This is a genomic window from Cupriavidus sp. FW305-27, from assembly GCF_058787995.1.
Genome location: NZ_JBYTAG010000007.1, coordinates 122,961 through 143,112, shown reverse-complemented (window position 1 = coordinate 143,112; position 20,152 = coordinate 122,961). Strand labels below are relative to the sequence as shown.

The 20,152-nt window shown below is 67.1% G+C and carries 20 protein-coding genes; 9 read left to right on the top strand and 11 right to left on the bottom strand.

Features of this window, described 5'->3' with window-relative positions; all coding sequences use genetic code 11:
* Positions 1–202 precede the first annotated feature (202 nt).
* The 5 genes from AC3WRI_RS05385 to AC3WRI_RS05365 all read right to left on the bottom strand — a co-directional run bounded on the left by AC3WRI_RS05385 (position 203) and on the right by AC3WRI_RS05365 (position 5,105).
* Entirely contained in the window at positions 203–586 is a 384-nt protein-coding gene (locus AC3WRI_RS05385; protein WP_081225841.1) for a hypothetical protein, read from the bottom strand.
* Positions 587–1,225: 639 nt separating this feature from the next.
* Positions 1,226–2,533 carry an MFS transporter gene (locus AC3WRI_RS05380; protein ID WP_011614674.1) on the bottom strand — a complete coding sequence of 436 codons (1,308 nt, stop codon included), beginning with the start codon at positions 2,531–2,533 and terminating at the stop codon, positions 1,226–1,228.
* Positions 2,534–2,614: 81 nt separating this feature from the next.
* Positions 2,615–3,373: an SDR family oxidoreductase gene (locus AC3WRI_RS05375; protein ID WP_010813009.1), complete on the bottom strand. Its 759-nt coding sequence runs from the start codon at positions 3,371–3,373 to the stop codon at positions 2,615–2,617.
* Between the two features lie 60 nt (positions 3,374–3,433).
* On the bottom strand, positions 3,434–3,676 hold the full coding sequence (locus AC3WRI_RS05370; protein ID WP_010813008.1) for a hypothetical protein: 243 nt from the start codon (positions 3,674–3,676) through the stop codon (positions 3,434–3,436).
* Positions 3,669–5,105, bottom strand: coding sequence for an aldehyde dehydrogenase family protein (locus AC3WRI_RS05365; protein ID WP_010813007.1), 1,437 nt, complete (start codon positions 5,103–5,105; stop codon positions 3,669–3,671). The genes AC3WRI_RS05370 and AC3WRI_RS05365 overlap by 8 nt, the downstream gene beginning before the upstream one ends.
* A 201-nt stretch (positions 5,106–5,306) precedes the next feature.
* On the opposite strand from AC3WRI_RS05365, the gene ppa reads away from it, so the two are divergent.
* On the top strand, positions 5,307–5,834 hold the full coding sequence (ppa, locus tag AC3WRI_RS05360) for an inorganic diphosphatase (RefSeq protein WP_010813006.1): 528 nt from the start codon (positions 5,307–5,309) through the stop codon (positions 5,832–5,834).
* A gap of 125 nt (positions 5,835–5,959) precedes the next feature.
* Positions 5,960–6,532 carry a cytochrome b gene (locus tag AC3WRI_RS05355; RefSeq protein ID WP_492292714.1) on the top strand — a complete coding sequence of 191 codons (573 nt, stop codon included), beginning with the start codon at positions 5,960–5,962 and terminating at the stop codon, positions 6,530–6,532.
* A 16-nt stretch (positions 6,533–6,548) separates the two neighbouring features.
* On the opposite strand, the gene AC3WRI_RS05350 is transcribed toward AC3WRI_RS05355, so the two are convergent.
* On the bottom strand, positions 6,549–7,802 hold the full coding sequence (locus AC3WRI_RS05350) for a GNAT family N-acetyltransferase (protein WP_011614675.1): 1,254 nt from the start codon (positions 7,800–7,802) through the stop codon (positions 6,549–6,551).
* 179 nt (positions 7,803–7,981) lie between these two features.
* Between AC3WRI_RS05350 and AC3WRI_RS05345 the strand changes: the two genes are divergently transcribed.
* Both AC3WRI_RS05345 and glnK read left to right on the top strand, forming a co-directional pair.
* Complete coding sequence (locus AC3WRI_RS05345) at positions 7,982–10,030, top strand: NAD(+) synthase (RefSeq protein WP_010813003.1); 2,049 nt, start codon at positions 7,982–7,984, stop codon at positions 10,028–10,030.
* Between the two features lie 248 nt (positions 10,031–10,278).
* Positions 10,279–10,617: a P-II family nitrogen regulator gene (gene glnK / locus AC3WRI_RS05340; protein ID WP_006162803.1), complete on the top strand. Its 339-nt coding sequence runs from the start codon at positions 10,279–10,281 to the stop codon at positions 10,615–10,617.
* Positions 10,618–10,679: 62 nt separating this feature from the next.
* Here the strand turns inward: glnK and AC3WRI_RS05335 are convergent, their stop codons facing one another.
* From AC3WRI_RS05335 to trxB, 3 genes are all read right to left on the bottom strand, one after another.
* Positions 10,680–11,321 carry a trimeric intracellular cation channel family protein gene (locus tag AC3WRI_RS05335; RefSeq protein WP_011614676.1) on the bottom strand — a complete coding sequence of 214 codons (642 nt, stop codon included), beginning with the start codon at positions 11,319–11,321 and terminating at the stop codon, positions 10,680–10,682.
* A 13-nt stretch (positions 11,322–11,334) separates the two neighbouring features.
* Positions 11,335–12,009 (bottom strand): Smr/MutS family protein, encoded by a 675-nt coding sequence (locus AC3WRI_RS05330; RefSeq protein WP_010813001.1) that lies wholly within the window; start codon positions 12,007–12,009, stop codon positions 11,335–11,337.
* Positions 12,010–12,120: 111 nt separating this feature from the next.
* A complete protein-coding gene (trxB, locus tag AC3WRI_RS05325; protein WP_010813000.1) occupies positions 12,121–13,086 on the bottom strand; it encodes a thioredoxin-disulfide reductase in 966 nt (321 codons plus the stop codon).
* A 234-nt stretch (positions 13,087–13,320) separates the two neighbouring features.
* Between trxB and AC3WRI_RS05320 the strand changes: the two genes are divergently transcribed.
* Positions 13,321–15,660, top strand: coding sequence for a DNA translocase FtsK (locus tag AC3WRI_RS05320; RefSeq protein ID WP_011614678.1), 2,340 nt, complete (start codon positions 13,321–13,323; stop codon positions 15,658–15,660).
* 39 nt (positions 15,661–15,699) lie between these two features.
* On the opposite strand, the gene AC3WRI_RS05315 is transcribed toward AC3WRI_RS05320, so the two are convergent.
* On the bottom strand, positions 15,700–15,900 hold the full coding sequence (locus AC3WRI_RS05315) for a hypothetical protein (RefSeq protein ID WP_010812998.1): 201 nt from the start codon (positions 15,898–15,900) through the stop codon (positions 15,700–15,702).
* 199 nt (positions 15,901–16,099) lie between these two features.
* Here AC3WRI_RS05315 and lolA point away from each other — a divergent pair, with 199 nt between their 5' ends.
* Both lolA and AC3WRI_RS05305 read left to right on the top strand, forming a co-directional pair.
* A complete protein-coding gene (gene lolA / locus AC3WRI_RS05310; protein ID WP_010812997.1) occupies positions 16,100–16,735 on the top strand; it encodes an outer membrane lipoprotein chaperone LolA in 636 nt (211 codons plus the stop codon).
* Positions 16,736–16,743: 8 nt separating this feature from the next.
* Positions 16,744–17,181: a hypothetical protein gene (locus tag AC3WRI_RS05305; RefSeq protein ID WP_011614679.1), complete on the top strand. Its 438-nt coding sequence runs from the start codon at positions 16,744–16,746 to the stop codon at positions 17,179–17,181.
* Positions 17,182–17,197: 16 nt separating this feature from the next.
* Here AC3WRI_RS05305 and AC3WRI_RS05300 read toward each other — a convergent pair whose 3' ends face one another.
* Positions 17,198–18,298, bottom strand: a complete 1,101-nt coding sequence (locus AC3WRI_RS05300; protein WP_010812995.1) for an NAD(P)-dependent alcohol dehydrogenase — start codon at positions 18,296–18,298, stop codon at positions 17,198–17,200.
* A 256-nt stretch (positions 18,299–18,554) separates the two neighbouring features.
* Between AC3WRI_RS05300 and AC3WRI_RS05295 the strand changes: the two genes are divergently transcribed.
* Positions 18,555–18,881 carry a hypothetical protein gene (locus AC3WRI_RS05295; protein ID WP_010812994.1) on the top strand — a complete coding sequence of 109 codons (327 nt, stop codon included), beginning with the start codon at positions 18,555–18,557 and terminating at the stop codon, positions 18,879–18,881.
* Positions 18,882–19,102: 221 nt separating this feature from the next.
* Positions 19,103–20,140 carry a Fe(3+) ABC transporter substrate-binding protein gene (locus AC3WRI_RS05290; RefSeq protein WP_011614680.1) on the top strand — a complete coding sequence of 346 codons (1,038 nt, stop codon included), beginning with the start codon at positions 19,103–19,105 and terminating at the stop codon, positions 20,138–20,140.
* Positions 20,141–20,152: the final 12 nt, after the last annotated feature.

Genomic DNA, 20,152 nt, shown 5'->3' with positions numbered 1-20,152 from the left:
GGGCAGATGCTGGGGGATGGCCAGGCGGACTGACGGTTTGCTCCCCTCTCCCGCTTGCGGGAGAGGGGAGCACCCAATCGGTAAGCGGATGCTGTGCGGAAGCCTGCCAATGACTTCCAAGACAAAAAGGCTCGACATCGCAAGATGCCGAGCCTTTTTTCCTCCTCCACGGGCGCGCCGCACGGCGCGCCGTTCCAGCTGACTACCAGCGCATCTGCGCGTTCTTGCCGCCGGTGCTGACCGTGGCAGTCTTGGTCCGGCCCTGGTAAGTCGCCCGCACGTTGTACGTGCCCGACGGCGCCTTCACCAGGCAGCGCGGACCGTCGGCGACAAAGCTGGCGACTTCCTTGCCGCCGCGCATCAGCTTGACGTCCACGTCGGACAGGTACTCGCCGCGCGCGCCCTGCGTGAACAGCAGGCTCATGTTGTACTTGCGCGCCTCCGATTGCAGCGCGACCTGCTCGTCTTCGGCGACACCGCCGCAGATATAGGCGACCGAGCCGGCCGTACGCTGGACCATCGCATCACGCGGCGGCGGCGGGGGCGGCGTGGTCAGCGGCGGGCGTGGCTGCGCGGGCGCTGCCATCGGCGCTGGCGCCGGCGCGGCTGGTGGCGTGCCGGTGGGCGCGGGTGCCGGGGATGCCGTCGGCGGCGGTGCTGCCGTGGCAGGCGCAGCTATGCCCGGCGCGGGTTGTGTGGCAGGGGGCATGGTGTCGGCCGGCGGCGCGGCCGGCATCGTGGCACCCGGGGTCGGCGCCATGGTGCCGGCCGGAGTAGCGGGTGCCGGGGCGGCAGGCGCAGGGTTGGCCTCCACCACCGGCGCCTGCGCATGGCTGGCCGCTGGCACCAGGGCGAGCAGTGCGACCACGCCGGCGCTGAGCGCGATCACCAGGCGCTTGACGCGCGAGCGGCGTGCCAGGCGCGCTTCGACAAGTTCCAGCGAACGGGTAGGGGCAAACGGGGGCAGGTGCAGCATCGTGGCCTCCTTGGGCGAGCTTCGGAATCAGATGCCCCGGAGGACCCCGTGGGATCACTCCGGGTCTCTCTTTTCCATCCTAGGGCCCAAGGGTGGGCGACACTGCCGGGCTTGGTCCTACATCCGCGTCAGCCGACGGCGCATTGTGGCCCGCAGGCGGCGTGTGAGCGACTTCGCAGGTGCAGGAAGAAAAACGGCCCTGCCCGCAAAGGGAAGGGCCGTTGACGGCGTCTGATCCTGGCGGACGGGCTATTTCCGGCTCACCAGCCGCTTGGGCACCGAAAGCGTCAGCGCCGCGCCCACCACCAGGCAGGCGGTCAGCAGGTACATGCCCGAATCGGTGCTGTGGGTCAGGTCCTTGAGCCAGCCCACTGCATAGGGGCTGAGGAAGCCCGCAAGGTTGCCCAGCGAGTTGATCAGCGCGATGCCCGCGGCCGCGCCAGTGCCGGCCAGGAAGGAAGTCGGCAGGCTCCAGAACAGCGGCAGCGTGGTCAGGATGCCGATGGTGGCCAGCGTCAGCGCCACCATTGCCAGCGTGGTGTCGCTATGCCATTGCACCGACAGCAGCAGGCCCAGCGAACCGGCCAGCGCGGGCAGCGCGATATGCCAGCGGCGCTCGCCGCTGCGGTCTGCGCTGTAGGCCACCAGCACCATGCCGACCACTGCGCAGCCATAGGGGATGGCGGTCAGCAGGCCGATATCGAGCGCGCCCTTGACGCCGGTCTGCTTGATGATGGTCGGCAGCCAGAAGCTGACGCCGTACAGGCCCATCACGAAGCAGAAGTAGATCGCGCTCATCAGCCAGACGCGCGGGCTGGACATCACGGTGCGGATCGGCGGGTCTTCCTTGTGCGCATCCTCGCTGGCGATATTGCGCTCCAGCAGCGCCTTCTCTTCCGGCGACAGCCACTTGGCGTGGGCGATGCGGTCGTCCAGGTAGGCCAGCACCCACAGCCCCACCAGGATCGACGGAATGCCCTCGAGCAGGAACATCCACTGCCAGCCGGACCAGCCGTTGTGGCCGTGGAAGGACTGCATGATCCAGCCCGACAGCGGCCCGCCGATCACGCCTGCCAGCGCGACCGCGGTCATGAAGTAGGTGGTGGTGCGCCCGCGCCGGTTGGCCGGGTACCAGTAGGTCAGGTACAGGATGATGCCGGGGAAGAAGCCGGCCTCGGCAATGCCCAGCAGGAAGCGCAGCACGTAGAACATGGTCGGCGTGGTGACGAACATCATCGCCGCCGAGATCGCGCCCCAGGTGATCATGATGCGCGCGATCCAGATGCGCGCGCCCACCTTGTGCAGGATCACGTTGCTGGGCACTTCGAACAGGAAGTAGCCGATAAAGAAGATGCCGGCGCCCAAGCCATAGATGGTCTCGCTGAACTGCAGGTCGTTGAGCATCTGCAGCTTGGCAAAGCCCACGTTGACGCGGTCCAGGTAGGCCACCACGTAGCACAGCAAGAGGAAGGGCACCAGGCGCCAACTGACCTTGCGGTAGGTGGCGTCTTCAAAGGCGGCGTCGCTGATGCCGGGGTTTACTGCGGTTGTTGTCATGCTGTCTCCTGAGGATATGGCGCTTCTGTATGATGCGTTTACAGCTACGACTAACGGGGAAGGCAGGTGGCCGGCACCGGCTCAGACGCAGCGGCCGCCGTCCACTTCGATGCAGGTGCCGGTGATAAAGGCAGCTTCGTCCGAGGCCAGGTACAGGCAGGCGTTGGCCACGTCCTGCGGGGTCGACATGCGGCCCATCGGGATGGTGGCAAGGAATCTGGCGCGGTTCTCGGGCGTATCGGGCATGCCCATGAATTCTTCGAGCAGGGCGGTGGCGCCGATCACGGGGTTGACGCAGTTGACGCGGATATTGTCCTTGCCGAGTTCCGCGGCCATGGCCTTGCTGGCGGTGATCACCGCGCCCTTGCTGCCGTTGTACCAGACCAGGCCCGGGCGCGGCCGGATGCCGGCGGTGGAGGCAATATTGACGAACACGCCGCCGCCGCGCTGGCGGAAATGCGGGATAAAGGTGCGCGCCGACCAGTAGATGCTCTTGACGTTGACGGCGTAGACGCGGTCGAACTCCTCTTCGGTGACTTCGAGGATGGGCTTGTTGCGATGGGTCGTGCCGGCGTTGTTGACCACGATATGGACGTCGCCGAAGGTGGCCAGCGCGGCTTCGCGCATGGCCTCGGTGCCGGCTTCGCGCGAAACGTCGGCGCGCACCGCGCGGGCCCGGCCGCCGGCGTCGCGGATCGCGGCGGCGACGCGTTCGGCGGCTTCCTCGCGCAGGTCGGCGACCACCACGTTGGCGCCTTCGCGCGCAAAGGTGTGGGCAATGCCTTCGCCGAACCCGGAACCGCCGCCGGTGATGATCGCTACCTTGTTGGCCAGTCTCATGGCTTGTCTCCTGGTGTCGTGGTTATGTTCTGGTGTTCCGTGCTGCGGGGTACTCAATGCCTAGTGCGAGAACGGCCCCCGCCCGCGCAGGGCATTGGCAACCATCATCAGTGCCAGCAGGAAGGGCAGTGCCACATACAGGCACCAGTGCACGCGGTCGCCGACGACGTCGCCCCACTTGCGCTTGAAGACCTGCAGCCGCGGCATGCCGGAAGGATTGGTGGCGCGCTTGTTCCGGACATGCCATGCCATCCAGAAAAAGAAGATGGCAAAGGCGACGGACAGGAAATTGATGTTACCCATGTTGGATGGCGATGGTTTTCAGGGTGGTGAATCCGTACAGGGCCTCGAAGCCCTTCTCGCGGCCGTAGCCAGACTGGCCGGTGCCGCCGAAGGGCAGTTCAACGCCGCCGCCGGCACCGTAGTTGTTGATAAAGACCTGGCCCGCGCGCAGCTTGTGCGCCAGGCGCAGCTGGCGCCCGCCGTCGCGGGTCCAGACGCCGGCCACGAGCCCGTAGGGCGTGCCGTTGGCCAGTGCGATGGCTTCGGCCTCGGTGTCGAACGGCATCGCCGCCAGCAGCGGGCCGAACACTTCTTCCTGCGCCAGCCGGTGCGCCGGCGGCACGTCGCGGAACAGCATCGGCACCTGGTAGTAGCCGGCCTCGGGCGCGTCGGCCACGATCTGGCCTTGCGCCATCACGGCCACGCCGGCGTGCTGCGCATCCGAGACAAAGTCCCACACGCGCTGCTGCTGCTTGCGGCTGATCAGTGGCCCGCATTCCAGGTCCAGCTCGGACGGGCCTACGCGCAGCGACTCGAACACCGACGCCAGCCGGTCGAGCAGCGCGTCATAGACCGGCCGCTCCACCAGCAGGCGGCTGCCGGCCGAGCAGGTCTGGCCGGCATTCTGCACGATGCCGTTGACCACCACCGGCACCAGCGTATCCAGGTCGGCATCGGCAAAGACGATCTGCGGCGACTTGCCGCCCAGCTCCAGCGTGACCGGCACGTGGTTCTCGGCGGCCAGCTGGGCCACCTGCTTGCCGGTCTGGGGCGAGCCGGTGAACGAGATATGGTTGATGCCCGGGTGGCGCGCCAGCGCGGCGCCGGCTTCATGGCCGTAGCCGGTGATGATATTGAGCGCGCCTTCGGGCAGGCCGGCATCGGCGGCGATCTCGGCCACGCGCAGCAGCGACAGGCAGGCGTCCTCGGCCGGCTTGACCACGCAGGCATTGCCGGTGGCCAGCGCCGCGCCCACGCTGCGCCCGAAGATCTGCAGCGGGTAGTTCCACGGGATGATGTGGCCGGTCACGCCGTGCGGCTCGCGCACGGTCAGCACGGTGTAGCCGGGGTTGTAGGGGATGGTCTGGCCGTGCAGCTTGTCCACCGCGCCGGCGTAGAACTCGAAATAGCGGGCCACGGCGCGGGCATCGGCGCGCGCCTGGCGCAGCGGCTTGCCGGTGTCGCGGGCCTCGAGCGCGGCCAGTTCGTCCTCGTGCGCGATCAGCGCCACGGCGACGCGGTTGAGCAGGCGCACCCGCTCCGCTGGCGCCATCTGGCCCCAGGCGCCTTCGGCGGCCTGGCGGGCCGCATGGACGGCGACGTTGATATCGGTGGCGTTGCCGCGTGCGATCTCGGCGAACGGCTCGCCGTTGGACGGATCGAAGACCTTGATGCGCAGGCCGTTGTCGGGCGCGATCAGGCGGTTGGCGACGAAGTGCTGGGCGTGCATGGGTGGCTCCGGGGCAGCGGGTGCAACAGGGGGCAGCACGGCGGCTGCGCTTTTCAGTGACGGCTGAAGAATGCGCCATTATCGCCGACACTGGCCAGCGTGCAATGCGCCGTGCCTGGCCCAGCTGTCAGCCTGCGGTCAGGCATGAGCCGCTATAATGCCCGCCATCCAACAACACCGCGCAGGCATCTGGAGAACCGCATGAGCTTCAACCTCGTAACCCCGGGCAAGGACATCCCCAACGATTTCAACGTCATCATCGAGATCTCGGCCCAGAGCGATCCGGTGAAGTACGAGGCAGACAAGGAAACCGGCCTGCTGTTCGTCGACCGCTTTATCGGCACAGGCATGCGCTATCCGGCCAACTATGGCTACATCCCGCAGACGCTGTCGGGCGACGGCGACCCGGTGGATGTGCTGGTGCTGTCGCCGTTCCCGATCCTGGCCGGCGCCGTGGTGCGCTGCCGTGCACTCGGGATGCTGAAGATGACCGACGAGTCGGGCGTGGACGCCAAGCTGGTCGCTGTGCCGCTGGACAAGCTGTCGCCGGCCACCGCCTACATGAAGGGCCTGTCGGACGTGCCGCAGAACCAGCTGGACCAGATCAAGCACTTCTTTGAGCACTACAAGGCACTGGAAGCCGGCAAGTGGGTCAAGGTCGAAGGCTGGGCTGGCATCGAGGAAGCCCACAAGGAAATCACCGACGGCGTGGCCAACTACAAGAAGTAAGCTGAACCGCCGCTGAAGAAGCCCCGCTCCGGCGGGGTTTTTTGTTGCCGCGCGCTTGATGTACGGCAGCATCCGGGCAAGTGCCTTGCGCTACGCTATGCGGGTGCTGACAAGAGGAGTCCCCTATGAATCCCATCACCGAAATCCAGGCATTGCCGCAGGCCTTGTCGCCGCTGCGCCGCTATGACCGGCTGGCGGTGTGCTTCCACTGGGCGGTGTTCCTGCTGGTGGCGCTGGCCTATTCCGCGATCGAGCTGAAGGGCAGTTTTGCCAAGGGCACGCCGCCGCGCGCGCTGGCGATGACAGTCCATGTATGGGCGGGGGCGCTGGTGCTGGTGCTGGCGGTGCCGCGCCTGGTGTGGCGCCTGGTGCGCGGCGCGCCCGCGCCGGAGCCGGGCGCGCGCTGGATGCAGTTGGCCGGCGAGGCCATGCACTGGGTGCTTTACTTGTATATCCTGGCCCAGCCGCTGCTGGGGCTGCTGGCGATGAACGCTGGCGGCCACCTGCTGGCGTTGCCTTCGCTGGGGCTGGAAGTGCCGGCGATGGTGGCGGCCGACCCGGCGCTGAAGGACACCGTCAAGGAGGTCCACGAGACCCTGGGCACCGCCTTCTACCTGGTGATCGGCCTGCACGCGATGGCGTCGCTGTTCCACCACTACATGCTGGGCGACAACACGCTGCGGCGGATGTGGCGCTGAGCGCCGGCTTGCGTGTTCAGGCGCGGGCGAACGGGTTGCGTTCGCTCAGTTCGTCCAGGTAGGCGTCGATGCCCTGGCGCTCGCGCTCAAGGAAGCGCTCGACGGCATCGGCAAAAGCGGGATGCGCCAGCCAGTGGGCCGAGCGCGTCGCCACCGGCAGGAAGCCGCGCGCCATCTTGTGTTCGCCCTGGGCGCCGCCTTCGAAGGTGCGTATGCCTTGCTCGATGCAGAATTCCAGCGGCTGGTAGTACGCGGTTTCGAAGTGCAGGCAGGCGTGGTACTCCAGTGCGCCCCAGTAGCGCCCGTAGAGCGTGCTGACTTCGGGCGTATCGTCATAGACCAGCAGCGAGCTGGCGATAGGCTGGCCCTCGCGCTCGGCGATCACCAGCAGCAGGTGCTGCGGCATGGCGGCGCCGATGCGCCGGAAGAAGTCCAGGTTCAGGTAGGGCGTGGAATGGTGCTCGCGGTAAGTCTGGCGATAGCACCGGTTGAAGAACTTCCACGCATCGTCGTCGATCTGCGCGCCACGCAGGCGCCGGAAGCCGATGCCGGCCTGCGCGACCTGGCGGCGCTCGGCGCGGATGTTCTTGCGCTTTTTCTGCGACAGCGTGGCCAGGAAGTCGTCAAAGCTGCCATAGCCGTCATTGGTCCAGTGGAACTGCACGCCGTGCCGCATCAGCATGCCGGCCTGCTGCATCAGCGCGGCCTCGGCCTCGTCGGGGAACAGGATGTGCAGCGACGACATCTGGCTTTCGGCGGCCAGCGCCAGCGCCATCTGCAGCAGCAGGCGGCGCGCATGGGCGTCTTCGGCCAGCAGCCGCGCGCCGCGCACCGGCGTGAAGGGAATTGCCGCCAGCCATTTGGGGTAGTACTCGAGCCCGTTGCGGGCATAGGCGTCGGCCCAGGCCCAGTCGAAGACATATTCGCCATAGGAATGCGCCTTGGCGTAAAGCGGCATGGCCGCGGCCAGCCGTTCCGGGCGGCCGTCCTTGGCCGGCGCCCACAACGTCAGGTAGCGCGGGTTCCACCCGGTCTCGGCGCAGGCGCTGCCGCTGGTGTGCAGGGCGTGCAGGAAGGCATGCTTCAGGAACGGCGTGGCGTCGGCGTGGTGCGCCACCAGGGCGTCCCAGGCGGCGGCATCGATCTCGCCCAGGTCGGAGATGATTTCGGTACGGTATTCCTGCGCAGGGTCGCCTGCCGACTTGCGCTTGTGCCGTGCCGGCTGGCGCTGGTCCTTGCCCTCGCCGGGCACGCATGATTCAGACTGCATTGCACCAGTTCCCGTCTGTGGATCGATCGAGTCTACCGGAAACGATGCGCCGTTGCTGCGCCGCACGGCAGGGGCGGGCGTCGTAAAATGGAGCATCCTCGTCACCAGTGCTTGCCGAGGCATCCCGGGATGCTTCAGGCGGCGGCATGGTCCGCATGGTTCGATAACCAAGGCCCGATATGAAGAACCCGTTTTTCAACCTGTATTCCCACGGCTTTGCGCGTGTCGCGGTGGGCGTGCCCGTCTGCCGGGTGGCCGACCCGGCCTTCAACGCCGCCGAGACCATTGCCCTGGCGGCGCAGGCGGCCCAGAAGGGCGCCGTGCTGGTTGCGTTCCCGGAGCTGGGCATCTCCGCCTACACCTGCGACGACCTGTTCCACCAGCGCGCGCTGCTGGACGCCTGCGAGGCGGCGCTGGCCACCATCGTCGAGGCCTCGCGCAAGCTGCCGGCGGCGCTGATCGTCGGCATGCCGCTGCGGGTCGAGCACCAGTTGTTCAACTGCGCCGTGGTGGTCGCGCGCGGGCGTATCCAGGGCGTGGTGCCCAAGTCCTACCTGCCGAACTACTGGGAGTTCTACGAGGCGCGCCAGTTCAGCGCCGCCGACAACGCCGCGGTCGAGTCGATCCGGCTGCTGGGCCAGGACGTGCCGTTCGGCGCCGGGCTGCTGTTCGATGTCGAAGACATCCCCGACTTCCGCTTCCACGCAGAAATCTGCGAAGACGTCTGGGTGCCGATCCCGCCGTCGTCGTTCGCGGCGCTGGCCGGGGCCACGGTGCTGGTCAACCTGTCGGCCTCGAATATCGTGGTCGGCAAGGCCGGGTACCGGCACCAGCTGGTCTCGCAGCAGTCGGCACGATGCCTGGCGGCCTACCTGTACACCTCGGCCGGCAAGGGCGAGTCTTCCACCGACCTGGCCTGGGACGGCCAGGCGCTGATCTGCGAGAACGGCGAGCTGCTGGCCGAATCCGAGCGCTTTGCCGATACCTCGCACCTGCTCTGCGCTGATATCGACGTCGAGCGGCTGTCGCGCGAGCGCATGCACCAGGTCACCTTCGGCCACTCGGTGCGCCGGCACAAGGCAGAAGTGGACAAGTTCCGCGTGGTGCGCTTCCCGCTCGACCTGACCCTGGAAAAGTCGCTGCCGCTGGCGCGCAACGTGGCGCGCTTCCCGTACGTGCCGGCCGATCCGCGCCAGCGCGACGAACGCTGCATGGAGGTCTACAACATCCAGGTGCAGGCGCTGGTGCAGCGCCTGTCGGCCAGCAAGATCAGCAAGGTGGTGATCGGCGTGTCGGGCGGGCTGGATTCCACCCACGCGCTGCTGGTCTGCGCCAAGGCGATGGACCGCCTGGGCCTGCCGCGCGCCAATATCCTGGCCTTCACCATGCCGGGCTTCGCCACCAGCGACCGCACGCTGCTGCAGGCGCGCCAGCTGATGCAGGTGGTGGGCTGCACCGCGACCGAGATCGATATCCGGCCGTCGTGCCTGGCCATGCTGAAGGACCTGGGCCACCCATACGCCGCCGGCGAGAAGGTCTACGACGTGACCTTCGAGAACGTGCAGGCCGGCGAGCGTACCAACCACCTGTTCCGGCTGGCCAATTTCCACCACGCCATCGTGATCGGCACCGGCGACCTGAGCGAACTGGCGCTGGGCTGGTGCACCTATGGCGTGGGCGACCACATGTCGCACTACAACGTCAATGCCAGCGTGCCCAAGACGCTGATCTCGCACCTGGTGCGCTGGGTGGCCGAGACCGGGCAGGTGGGCGAGGGCGGTTCCGACGTGCTGCTGGCCGTGCTCGACACCGACATCAGCCCCGAGCTGGTCCCGGGCGACAGCAACCACGGCCCCGAGCAGAAGACCGAGAGCACCATCGGCCCGTATGAGCTGCAGGACTTCAACCTCTACTACACGCTGCGTTTCGGCTTCACGCCGTCCAAGATCGCCTTCCTGGCGCTGCATGCCTGGGGCGACCGCGAGCGCGGCGTCTGGCCCAACGGCCCGCATGTGGTACGCAACCAGTACGGGCTGCCGGAGATCAAGCGCAACCTGGCGATCTTCCTGGACCGTTTCTTCCGCACCAGCCAGTTCAAGCGCTCATGCATCCCGAACGCGCCCAAGGTGGGCTCGGGCGGATCGCTGTCGCCGCGCGGTGACTGGCGCGCGCCGAGCGATTCAGAGTCGGTGGTGTGGTTGGCGGACCTGGAGAAGGTGCCGGACTGAGCGCAGCGCCGGTCGAGCTCCGGCTCTTGGGTGGCGGCTTGTGCACAGTTTCTCCAGTGGCTGTCCACAGGTTTATCCACAGGGCCGGGGCCTGCCCGGATGCGCGCTAGCCAACGCTGCGGCCGCGCTGGCTGTGGGGCAGGCGGAAATGCAAGCGGCCAAGGGCTGGTAAAATGCCACCCGGAGAGCGCCGCGACCGCGGCGATGCGCCGCCAGGCGCGTGAACAAACGATAAACAGGGGCCAGTCATGAAGCAGATTACCGCCATCATCAAACCGTTCAAGCTCGACGAGGTGCGTGAAGCCCTGGCCGACGTCGGCGTGACCGGTCTGACGGTGACCGAAGTGAAGGGATTTGGCCGCCAGAAAGGGCATACCGAGCTCTACCGTGGCGCCGAGTACGTGGTCGACTTCCTGCCCAAGATCAAGATCGAAGTGGTGGTGGCCGAGAACCAGCTGGACACCGTGCTGGACGCCATCGTCAAGGCCGCCCACACCGGCAAGATCGGCGACGGCAAGATCTTCGTCACCGAGATCGAGCGTGTGATCCGCATCCGCACCGGCGAGCAGGACGAAGCCGCGGTCTGAGCCTCGGGCCAGGATAGAGAAACGCCGCCTTGCAGGGCGGCGTTTTCATTGGTGGGTGCGGTTCAGCTGGGCAGCTTCCACCCGTAGCGCACCGACACCAGCCGCATGGCGATGATCGCCACTGCCCCGGTCAGCAGCGCCGCTTCCTGCTGCACCGCCAGCCAGGTCATGCCGACATAGATCCAGCAGCCGACAAAGGAGCAGGTGGCGTAGGGCGAGCGGTCGCGCAGGATCATCGGCACCTCGTTGCACAGCACGTCCCGCACCACGCCGCCGAACACGGCCGAGATGATGCCCATCATCACCGCCACGGTGGGCGTCATCTGCGCCACCAGCGCCAGCGAGGCGCCGGTCACCGAGAACAGCCCCAGCCCGATCGCGTCGGCCACGATCATGGCCCGGTCCGAGGCCACGCGGCTGACCACGCGCAGCACGAACGAGGCGCCGAACGACATCACGAAGATCAGCAGCACGTAGCCTTCGTGGTCGACCCAGTAGAACGGGCGCCGGTCCAGCAGCACGTCGCGCACGGTGCCGCCGCCAAAGGCGGTGGCAAAGGCCACCACGAAGGTGCCGACCACGTCCAGGCGCTGCTTGCGCGCGTCGACCACGCCCGAGACCGCGAAGGCGAGCACGCCGATCACCTCCATGATGTGGAGGATCAGGGGCAGCCGCCCCATCAGCAATTCAAGCGGAACGTGCATCCGTGGCGATGCGTCAGGTGCGCGGCTGGCGCAGCAGCACCATCAGCGCGCCGGCGCCGCCTTCGGCCTCGCGCGCCTGCACGAAGGCGAGCACTTCCTCCTTCTGCACCAGCCAGCTGCGCACCTTGCCCTTGAGCACTGGCAGCTTGTCGGGCGAGCCCAGGCCCTTGCCGTGGATCACGCGCACGCAGCGCACGCCGTTGCGCACCGAGCGGCGCAGGAACTCGGCCAGCGCCTCGCGCGCCTCGTCGCTGCGCAGGCCGTGCAGGTCGACCTTGTCCTGCGCCACCCATTCGCCGCGGCGCAGCTTGCGGATCACGTCCATGCCGATGCCGGGCCGGCGGAACGACAGGGTCTCGTCGGTTTCCAGCAGGCTTTCCACGTCGAAATCATCGGACAGCGAGGCCGCCAGCACGGCTTCGTCGTTGCGGCGCGACTGCACCGGCACCGGGGCGGGCTTGCTGGCGGGCAGGGGGGCGCGGTTGCGGTCGCGCAGCTGGCTGACCTGGCCCACGCTGGTGCGGAAGACGTCGGCCTCTTCACGGGCGCGCCGGGCGGCCTGCTCGGCGGCCACGCGCTCGGCTTCGCGGCGCTCGGTATCGGCCTTGAGGGTGTCGCGCAGCCTGGCAAGGTCGTTCAGGCCGAAACGTTGGGGCGGTCGGTCGGGTTTGCTGGCGCCGTGCGTCATTGAAAAATCTCCGGGGGCTCGGCGCAGATTATATCGACTGGCGGGGCGGCAGGAGATGCCGCAGGGGACGCGCCGGCGGGCCGTGGCGGCCCGGCCGGCGGAGGGGCGTGCTTACTTCAGGGCTTCAACAAAGCGCTGGGCGTCCAGCGCGGCCATGCAGCCCGTGCCGGCGCTGGTGATGGCCTGGCGGTAGACATGGTCCTGCACGTCGCCGGCGGCAAACACGCCCGGCACGCTGGTGGCGGTGGCGTCGCCCTGCAGGCCCGACTTGGTCACCAGGTAGCCGTTTTCCATGGCCAGCTGGCCTTCGAACAGGTCGGTGTTGGGCTTGTGGCCGATGGCGATGAACACGCCCGCCAGCTTCAGGTCCTCGGCCTGGCCGGTCTTGGTGCCGCGCACGCGGATGCCGGTCACGCCGGATTCATCGCCCAGCACCTCGTCCAGCACGCTGTCGTAGCGGATCACCACGCGGCCTTCCTTTTCACGCTGCAGCAGGCGGTCGACCAGGATAGGCTCGGCGCGGAAGCTGTCGCGGCGGTGGATCACGGTGACCTTGCTGGCGATATGCGACAGGTACAGCGCCTCTTCCACGGCGGTGTTGCCGCCACCGACCACGGCCACTTCCTGGTTCTTGTAGAAGAAGCCGTCGCAGGTGGCGCAGGCCGACACGCCGCGGCCCATGAAGGACTCTTCGGACGGCAGGCCCAGGTACTGCGCCGAGGCGCCGGTGGCGATGATCAGCGCGTCGCACGTATATTCACCGGCGTCGCCGATCAGGCGGAAGGGGCGGGCCGGCTGGCCGTTGTCGTCCACCAGCTTGGCGGTGTGGATGTGATCGAAGATGATTTCGGTCTTGAATTCCTCGGCGTGCGCCAGCAGGCGCTGCATCAGTTCAGGACCCTGGACGCCCTTGGCATCGCCCGGCCAGTTCTCGACGTCCGTGGTGGTCATCAGCTGGCCGCCCTGTGCCAGGCCGGTGATCAGCACCGGTTCCAGGTTGGCGCGGGCCGCGTAGACCGCGGCGGTATAGCCGGCGGGACCAGAACCGAGAATCAGCACTTTTGCGTGTTTTGCCATGATGCGTTCCTGTGGCCGGTGCGGCATGCTGCCCACCGGCATTGCTCGAAAGCGACATTATAAGAGGAGCCGCATTTGCTCACTGTTGCAAATTCCAATGAGTGCGATAGTCTCGGGCCACGTTAAAATGGCCGCCACGATGACCGTCAGTCACCTGGTGAGCAACCACTGACCGCTGCCGGCATCGGCCCGAAACGCATCCGGAATCACCTTACACGCGAGTCTTAACCAGGCATGGCCCGAGCTACCACGACCACCCGCACCGATCCCTCAGCCTTGCCATCCCGCATCGGCAAACTGCTGGGAGAGGTCCGCTGGTTCCTGCTGCTGGCCGTCACGCTGGGTTTCCTGTGCGTGCTGGCCAGCTACAGCAAGACCGATCCCGGCTGGTCGCATGCCAACCAGGTGGCCGATATCCACAACCTGGGCGGGCGCGTCGGCGCCTGGGTGGCCGACGTGCTGTTCTTCATCTTCGGCTTTTCCGCCTACTGGCTGGCGGTGCTGCTGGTGCGCCGCTGCTGGCGCGGCTGGCGCACGCTGACCGCCGAGCTGCCCGAGCGCGCGGACCCCGGCCTGCACCGCCAGGGCGTGACCGTCAGCTGGATCGGCTTTGGTCTGACCCTGTTCTCCAGCATGGGCCTGGAGGCGATCCGCATGTACCCGTTGCGCGCCGCGCTGCCGCGCGCGCCGGGCGGGGTGCTGGGCGATCTGCTGGGCGGCTGGCTGCAGGTGGCGCTGGGTTTCACCGGCGCGACCCTGCTGTTGTTGCTGCTGCTGGCGATCGGGCTGTCGCTGTTCTTCCATTTCTCCTGGCTGACCGTGGCCGAGCACGTCGGCGGCTTTGTCGAGACCCTGTTCCTGGGCTTCAAGGCCCGCCGCGAGAGCAAGCAGGACCGCATCATCGGCGAGGCCGCCAAGACCGAGCGCAAAGAAACCGTCGAGGTGCAGCGCGTGCGCATCGAAGAGGCGGCGCCGGTGCAGATCGTGCGCCCGCAGGCAGTGCCCAAGCATGAGCGCGTCGAGCGTGAGAAGCAGCAGCCGCTGTTTGCCGATATCCAGGACTCGGACCTGCCGCCGCTGTCGCTGCTGGACCCGATTCCGCCGCACCAGGAAACCGTCAGCGCCGAGACTCTGGAGTTCACCTCGCGCCTGATCGAAAAAAAGCTCAAGGACTTCGGCGTCGAGGTCAAGGTGGTGGCGGCCTACCCGGGCCCGGTCATCACGCGGTATGAGATCGAGCCGGCCACCGGCGTCAAGGGCAGCCAGGTGGTGAACCTGGCGCGCGACCTGGCGCGCTCGCTGTCGCTGGTGTCGATCCGCGTGGTCGAGACCATCCCGGGCAAGAACTACATGGGGCTGGAGCTGCCCAACCCGAAGCGCCAGACCGTGCGCCTGTCGGAAATCCTCGGCTCGCAGGTCTACAACGAGAGTTCGTCCAGCCTGACCATGGCGCTGGGCAAGGACATCGCCGGCAAGCCGATGGTGGCCGACCTGGCCCGCATGCCGCACTGCATGGTGGCCGGCACCACCGGCTCGGGCAAGTCGGTCGGCATCAACGCGATGATCCTGTCGCTGCTGTACAAGGCCAAGGCGGAAAGCGTACGCCTGATCCTGATCGACCCGAAGATGCTCGAAATGAGCGTCTACGAGGGCATCCCGCACCTGCTGTGCCCGGTGGTGACCGACATGCGCCAGGCCGGCAATGCCCTGAACTGGGCGGTCGGCGAGATGGAGCGCCGCTACAAGCTGATGAGCAAGCTGGGCGTGCGCAACCTGGCCGGCTACAACAAAAAGATCGACGAGGCCGCGGCCCGCGAAGAAAAGATCCCCAACCCGTTCAGCCTGACCCCGGACGCCCCGGAGCCGCTGGACCGGCTGCCCACCATCGTCATCGTCATCGACGAGCTGGCCGACCTGATGATGGTGGTCGGCAAGAAGGTGGAAGAGCTGATCGCCCGCATCGCGCAGAAGGCGCGCGCGGCCGGCCTGCACCTGGTGCTGGCCACGCAGCGTCCGTCGGTGGACGTGATCACCGGCCTGATCAAGGCCAATGTGCCGACCCGGATCGCGTTCCAGGTCAGCAGCAAGATCGACTCGCGCACCATCCTCGACCAGCAGGGCGCCGAAGCGCTGCTGGGCATGGGCGACATGCTCTACCTGGCGCCGGGCACCGGCCTGCCGGTGCGCGTGCACGGCGCCTTTGTCTCGGACGAGGAAGTCCACCGCGTGGTGGAAAAGCTCAAGGAATCCGGCGAAGCCAACTACATCGAGGGCATCCTCGAAGGCGGCCTGACCGATGACGCCGGCGGCGGCGACGGGTTTGGCGGCGGTGCCGGCATTGGCGGCGGCGGCGGCGAGGCCGATCCGCTGTACGACCAGGCGGTCGAGGTGGTGCTGAAGAACCGGCGCGCGTCAATCTCGCTGGTGCAGCGCCACCTGCGCATCGGCTACAACCGTGCCGCGCGGCTGCTGGAGGATATGGAGAAGGCAGGGCTGGTGTCGGCGATGTCGGGCAACGGCAATCGTGACATTCTGGCGCAGGGTGGCGGTGCGGCCGCGCGTGACGATGACTGAGCGCTGCCAGCGCTCCTCCCATGCGGCCTGTGATGTGTGCTAGCGGCGCTTGAGCAGCACGTCGAGCTTCGTGTTGATGGTTTCAAATTGCTTGTCGAAGCGCACTTCCAGGCGCTCGATGCGCGCATCGGCCGCATCGAGGCGATCCGTGAGGCGGCGGTCCATCTCGGTCATCCCGGTGGCGAGCGGCGCGGTGGCCTTGTCGACCTTGTCTTGCGTGGTCTCATTCAGCCATGTCATCACGGAAAAGACAACATCGCCGCAGAACAGGCGCGGTTCCCGCGGTGTCTGCCGTAATATCCGGTTACCCGCGAGCGCGGGCCGTGTGGAATCCTCCGGCTGCCGCCTGCTCTAAACAGACAAGTTGCCCGTGCAGCGGCCTACAGCGTTGGGCGCAGCACACGCGGCGACGCCCTCCATAACTACCAGGACCCGAACCATGCGCAACCGCATCATCGTGTCGGCCTGCGCCGCGCTGGCGATGTTTGCCATCCAGGCGCCGGCCCATGCCGCAGCCACTGACCAGTTGCAGAGCTTTGTCACCGGCGTGAAGAGCGCGCGCGGCGAATTCACGCAGCGCCAGGTCAAGGGGCAGGGCGCCAACGGCAAGGTGACCGGCACCTCCAGCGGCACCTTTGTGTTCTCGCGCCCGGGCAAGTTCACCTGGCGCTATACCAAGCCCTACGACCAGCTGCTGCAGGCCGACGGCCAGACCCTGTACATCTATGACAAGGACCTGAACCAGGTCACCGAGCGCAAGCTCGACGGCGCACTCGGCTCCAGCCCGGCGGCGATCCTGTTCGGCAGCAACGACCTGGAAAAGAACTTCGTGGTCAAGAACGGCCCGACGCGCGACGGCGTAGAGTGGCTGGAGCTGACGCCCAAGGCCAAGGACACGCAGTTCGAGCGCATCGGCATCGGCTTCAAGGCCGGCAATCTTGAAGCCATGGAACTGCGCGACGCGTTCGGCAACACCACCCTGCTGACCTTCACGGGCATGCAGAAGAACCCGCCGCTGGCGGCCGATGCATTCCGGTTTACGGTGCCCAAGGGCGCCGATGTGATGAAGCAGTGAGGCCCGCCATGAACGATCCGCAGGAAGGTCCCGCAGTCACCATCCGTTCGCGGCGCAGCCAGCACGCCGTGTTGCTGGCCAGTGCCGGCGCGCTGCTGTTGGCGGCATGTGCCAGCAGCGGCGGCGGCGCCAGCAAGTTCGATGTCGATTCCTTCCTGCGCGCACCGGACTCGGGATTGCCCGAAGTGCTGGGCAATTCTGGCTTTCTCAAGGCCACGCGCGTGTCCGCCACCGAGTGCGCGGTGATGCTGCAGTCGGCCAGCACCGGCGTGCTGGAAGACCTGCCGCCCAGCAGCAATGCGCGCGGCCCGGCCTGGCTGTTGCATCCGAAGGGCCAGCCGGACCAGGTATGGCTGGTGGTCAGCGAGTCCGGCGGCGAGCGCACCTGCCATGGGCCGCTGCCGGCCGACGCCATGCAGGCGCTGGCCGCCCGGGCCAAGGGCTGAACCCGAGGCGCCGCCGTCAGTGCGGCTTGATGGCGATCTTCAGCACGCCGTCGCGCTGGTTGGCGAACAGGTCGTAGGCCGCGACGATGTCGTCCAGCCTGTACTGGTGCGTCACCAGCGCTCCCAGGTCGACCCGCCCCGACTCGATCACATTGATCAGCCGCCGCATGCGTTCCTTGCCGCCGGGGCACAGCGCGGTGTTGATCTTGTGGTCGCCCAGCCCCGCGGCGAAAGCCGACAGCGGAATGGTCAGGTCGCTTGAATAGACCCCCAGGCTGGACAGCGTGCCGCCGGGCTTGAGCACGCGCAGCGACTGCTCGAAGGTTGCCTGCGTGCCCAGCGCCTCGATCGAGGCATCCACGCCGCGCCCGCCGGTCAGCTTCATGACCTCGTCCACCACGTCGCAGTTGCGGAAGTTCAGGACCACGTCCGCGCCCATCTTGCGCGCGATCTCCAGCCGGTGGTCGTTGCCGTCGATGGCGATGATGGTGGTGGCGCCGCACAGCCGCGCGCCGGCGGTCGCGCATAGCCCGATCGGGCCCTGCGCGAACACGGCCACGGTGTCGCCGATGCGGATATTGGCGTTTTCCGCGCCCTTGAAGCCGGTGGACATGATGTCGGGGCACATCAGCACCTGCTCGTCGGTGAGGCCATCGGGGATTGGCGTCAGGTTGGCCTGGGCGTCGGGCACCAGCACGTATTCCGCCTGGGTACCGTCGATCATGTTGCCGAAGCGCCAGCCCGCGGTCGCCTTGTAGCCGTGGCAGCCGCACTGGCCGCTGGCCATCAGGTAGCTGCCATCCTGCGAGGCCACGCCGTCCTGCGCCGCGTAGGAGTTGAAGTTGGGGCAGATTGCGCCGGCGATCACGCGCTGGCCTTCGCGGTATCCCGTCACCGCGCTGCCGAGCTTTTCAATGATGCCGACGGGCTCATGGCCCACGGTCAGGCCCTTCGCCACCGGGTACTCACCCTTGAGGATGTGCACGTCGGTGCCGCAGATGGTGGTGGTGGTGATACGCACCAGGGCATCGTTGGGGCCGATATCCGGGATCGGCTTGTCTGCCAGTTCGATCCGGCCAGGCTCGACAAAAACGGCGGCTTTCATCATTGCGGTCATGCGTTGCTCCCAGGGAAGGCGCAGAGGGATGCGCGGTGGGTGGAGTGGTGCGGGACGTTGCCGGCCCGCTTACTCACTGATAGCACGCATGGCTTATAGCTCGGTTTATCCAGATCAAGCCGAAGCCACACTGAAAATGTGCGCAATACAGCGTAATCTGGCAAAAGTTTCATATCGGTGTGCAAAGAAGCTGAACGCCGCGGTGTGCCGCGTGTCCCAGCATCCTCATACTCGCCAAATCCATCAGGAGAACGACATGATTGCGAAGCGAACCATCCGGCGTTGGCTGCGCCAGTCCGCCATGCTGGCGGCGGGCGGGGCCCTGCTGGCGGCTTGCGCGGCGCCCGCGCCGACCGGCCCGCAAGGCGCGCGTGGCACGCCGGAGGGCTGTGCCGCCGACAAGCTGGCCGACGATGCCTTGGTCGGCAAGCCCGAGGCCGAAGCCATCGGCCTGCTGCAGGGCTGCGCGTGGCGACTGGGCGAGCGCGACGGCCAGCAGTTCCCCGGCACCATGGACTACAACCCGCAACGCCGCACGCTGGGCGTCAAGGCTGGCAAGGTGGTCTGGGTACGCCGCGGCTGAGATTTCGGCGCCCGCCTTGCCGGTTCGTCTTCGCACAGGGGGCGATTAGGTTAGTGCGGGCATCTCCCTGGTATTGATCGGTCAACGGGCGTCAACATGACAGAAATGTAATTTGACTGCCTGAACAAGAATCAATATTGTTTCCCGCTGACCGGAATCCAATAACCGGGCGGCCTCGGGGTCCCCGGCGGCTGCCCAAACCATGCCGGGGAGCCATCCGCGTGAAGACCACTATCCGAACCTTGCTGCCGCGCGCTGCGGCGCTGGCCCTGCTGACCCTGCCGCTCGCCGCTGCGGCGCAGGAAAAGGTGCTCAACCTCTACACCGCGCGTCACTACCAGACGGACGAAGCGCTGTACGCCAACTTCACCAAGCAGACCGGCATCAAGATCAACCGCATCGAAGGCCAGGAAGACCCGCTGCTGGAGCGTATCCGCAATGAAGGCGCCAACAGCCCGGCGGACGTGTTCATCACGGTGGATATCGGCCGCCTGTGGCGCGCCCAGCAGGCTGGCGTGTTTGCGCCGGTAAAGTCGAAGGCGCTGGAATCGCGCATCCCGGCCAACTATCGCGACCCCAATGGCGAATGGTTCGGCTTCTCGGCGCGCGGCCGCGTGATTGCCTACAACAAGACCGCGGTCAAGGCCGGCGATATCGCCAGCTATGAAGACCTGGCCGATCCCAAGTGGAAGGGCAAGGTCTGCACGCGTTCCAGCGGCCATGTCTACAACCTGTCGCTGGTCTCCAGCCTGATCGCCCACGATGGCGAGGCACGCACCGAGCAGTGGGCGCGCGGCGTGGCCGCCAACCTGGCGCGCGTGCCCAAGGGCGGAGACACCGACCAGCTCAAGGCGGTTGCCGCCGGCGAGTGCGACGTGGCCATCGCCAACACCTATTACATCGCGCGTCTGCTGAAGTCGACCAAGCCGGAAGACAAGGCCGTGGCCGACAAGCTGGGCGTGCTTTGGCCGAACCAGTCGAGCCAGGGCGTGCACATGAACGTCTCGGGCGGCGGCATGCTCAAGCATGCGCCCAACAAGGAAGCGGCGGTCAAGTTCCTGGAGTACCTGGCCAGCGACGAGGCGCAGCGCTACTTTGCCGACGGCAACAACGAATGGCCGGTGGTGCAGGGCGTGAAGGTCAGCAACCCGGCGCTGGAAGCGCTGGGCACGTTCAAGGCCGACACCATCAACGTGGCCGAGCTGGGCAAGTACCAGCCGCAAGCGCAGAAGCTGGTGGACCGCGCCGGTTTCAAGTAAGCCGCCACGGCC

Coding starts and splice junctions, on each gene's coding strand:
- AC3WRI_RS05385 (WP_081225841.1), bottom strand. CDS start 586: ATGGCAGCGCCCGCGCAGCCACGCCCGCCGCTGACCACGCCGCCCCCG.
- AC3WRI_RS05380 (WP_011614674.1), bottom strand. CDS start 2,533: ATGACAACAACCGCAGTAAACCCCGGCATCAGCGACGCCGCCTTTGAA.
- AC3WRI_RS05375 (WP_010813009.1), bottom strand. CDS start 3,373: ATGAGACTGGCCAACAAGGTAGCGATCATCACCGGCGGCGGTTCCGGG.
- AC3WRI_RS05370 (WP_010813008.1), bottom strand. CDS start 3,676: ATGGGTAACATCAATTTCCTGTCCGTCGCCTTTGCCATCTTCTTTTTC.
- AC3WRI_RS05365 (WP_010813007.1), bottom strand. CDS start 5,105: ATGCACGCCCAGCACTTCGTCGCCAACCGCCTGATCGCGCCCGACAAC.
- ppa (WP_010813006.1), top strand. CDS start 5,307: ATGAGCTTCAACCTCGTAACCCCGGGCAAGGACATCCCCAACGATTTC.
- AC3WRI_RS05355 (WP_492292714.1), top strand. CDS start 5,960: ATGAATCCCATCACCGAAATCCAGGCATTGCCGCAGGCCTTGTCGCCG.
- AC3WRI_RS05350 (WP_011614675.1), bottom strand. CDS start 7,802: ATGCAGTCTGAATCATGCGTGCCCGGCGAGGGCAAGGACCAGCGCCAG.
- AC3WRI_RS05345 (WP_010813003.1), top strand. CDS start 7,982: ATGAAGAACCCGTTTTTCAACCTGTATTCCCACGGCTTTGCGCGTGTC.
- glnK (WP_006162803.1), top strand. CDS start 10,279: ATGAAGCAGATTACCGCCATCATCAAACCGTTCAAGCTCGACGAGGTG.
- AC3WRI_RS05335 (WP_011614676.1), bottom strand. CDS start 11,321: ATGCACGTTCCGCTTGAATTGCTGATGGGGCGGCTGCCCCTGATCCTC.
- AC3WRI_RS05330 (WP_010813001.1), bottom strand. CDS start 12,009: ATGACGCACGGCGCCAGCAAACCCGACCGACCGCCCCAACGTTTCGGC.
- trxB (WP_010813000.1), bottom strand. CDS start 13,086: ATGGCAAAACACGCAAAAGTGCTGATTCTCGGTTCTGGTCCCGCCGGC.
- AC3WRI_RS05320 (WP_011614678.1), top strand. CDS start 13,321: ATGGCCCGAGCTACCACGACCACCCGCACCGATCCCTCAGCCTTGCCA.
- AC3WRI_RS05315 (WP_010812998.1), bottom strand. CDS start 15,900: ATGACATGGCTGAATGAGACCACGCAAGACAAGGTCGACAAGGCCACC.
- lolA (WP_010812997.1), top strand. CDS start 16,100: ATGCGCAACCGCATCATCGTGTCGGCCTGCGCCGCGCTGGCGATGTTT.
- AC3WRI_RS05305 (WP_011614679.1), top strand. CDS start 16,744: ATGAACGATCCGCAGGAAGGTCCCGCAGTCACCATCCGTTCGCGGCGC.
- AC3WRI_RS05300 (WP_010812995.1), bottom strand. CDS start 18,298: ATGACCGCAATGATGAAAGCCGCCGTTTTTGTCGAGCCTGGCCGGATC.
- AC3WRI_RS05295 (WP_010812994.1), top strand. CDS start 18,555: ATGATTGCGAAGCGAACCATCCGGCGTTGGCTGCGCCAGTCCGCCATG.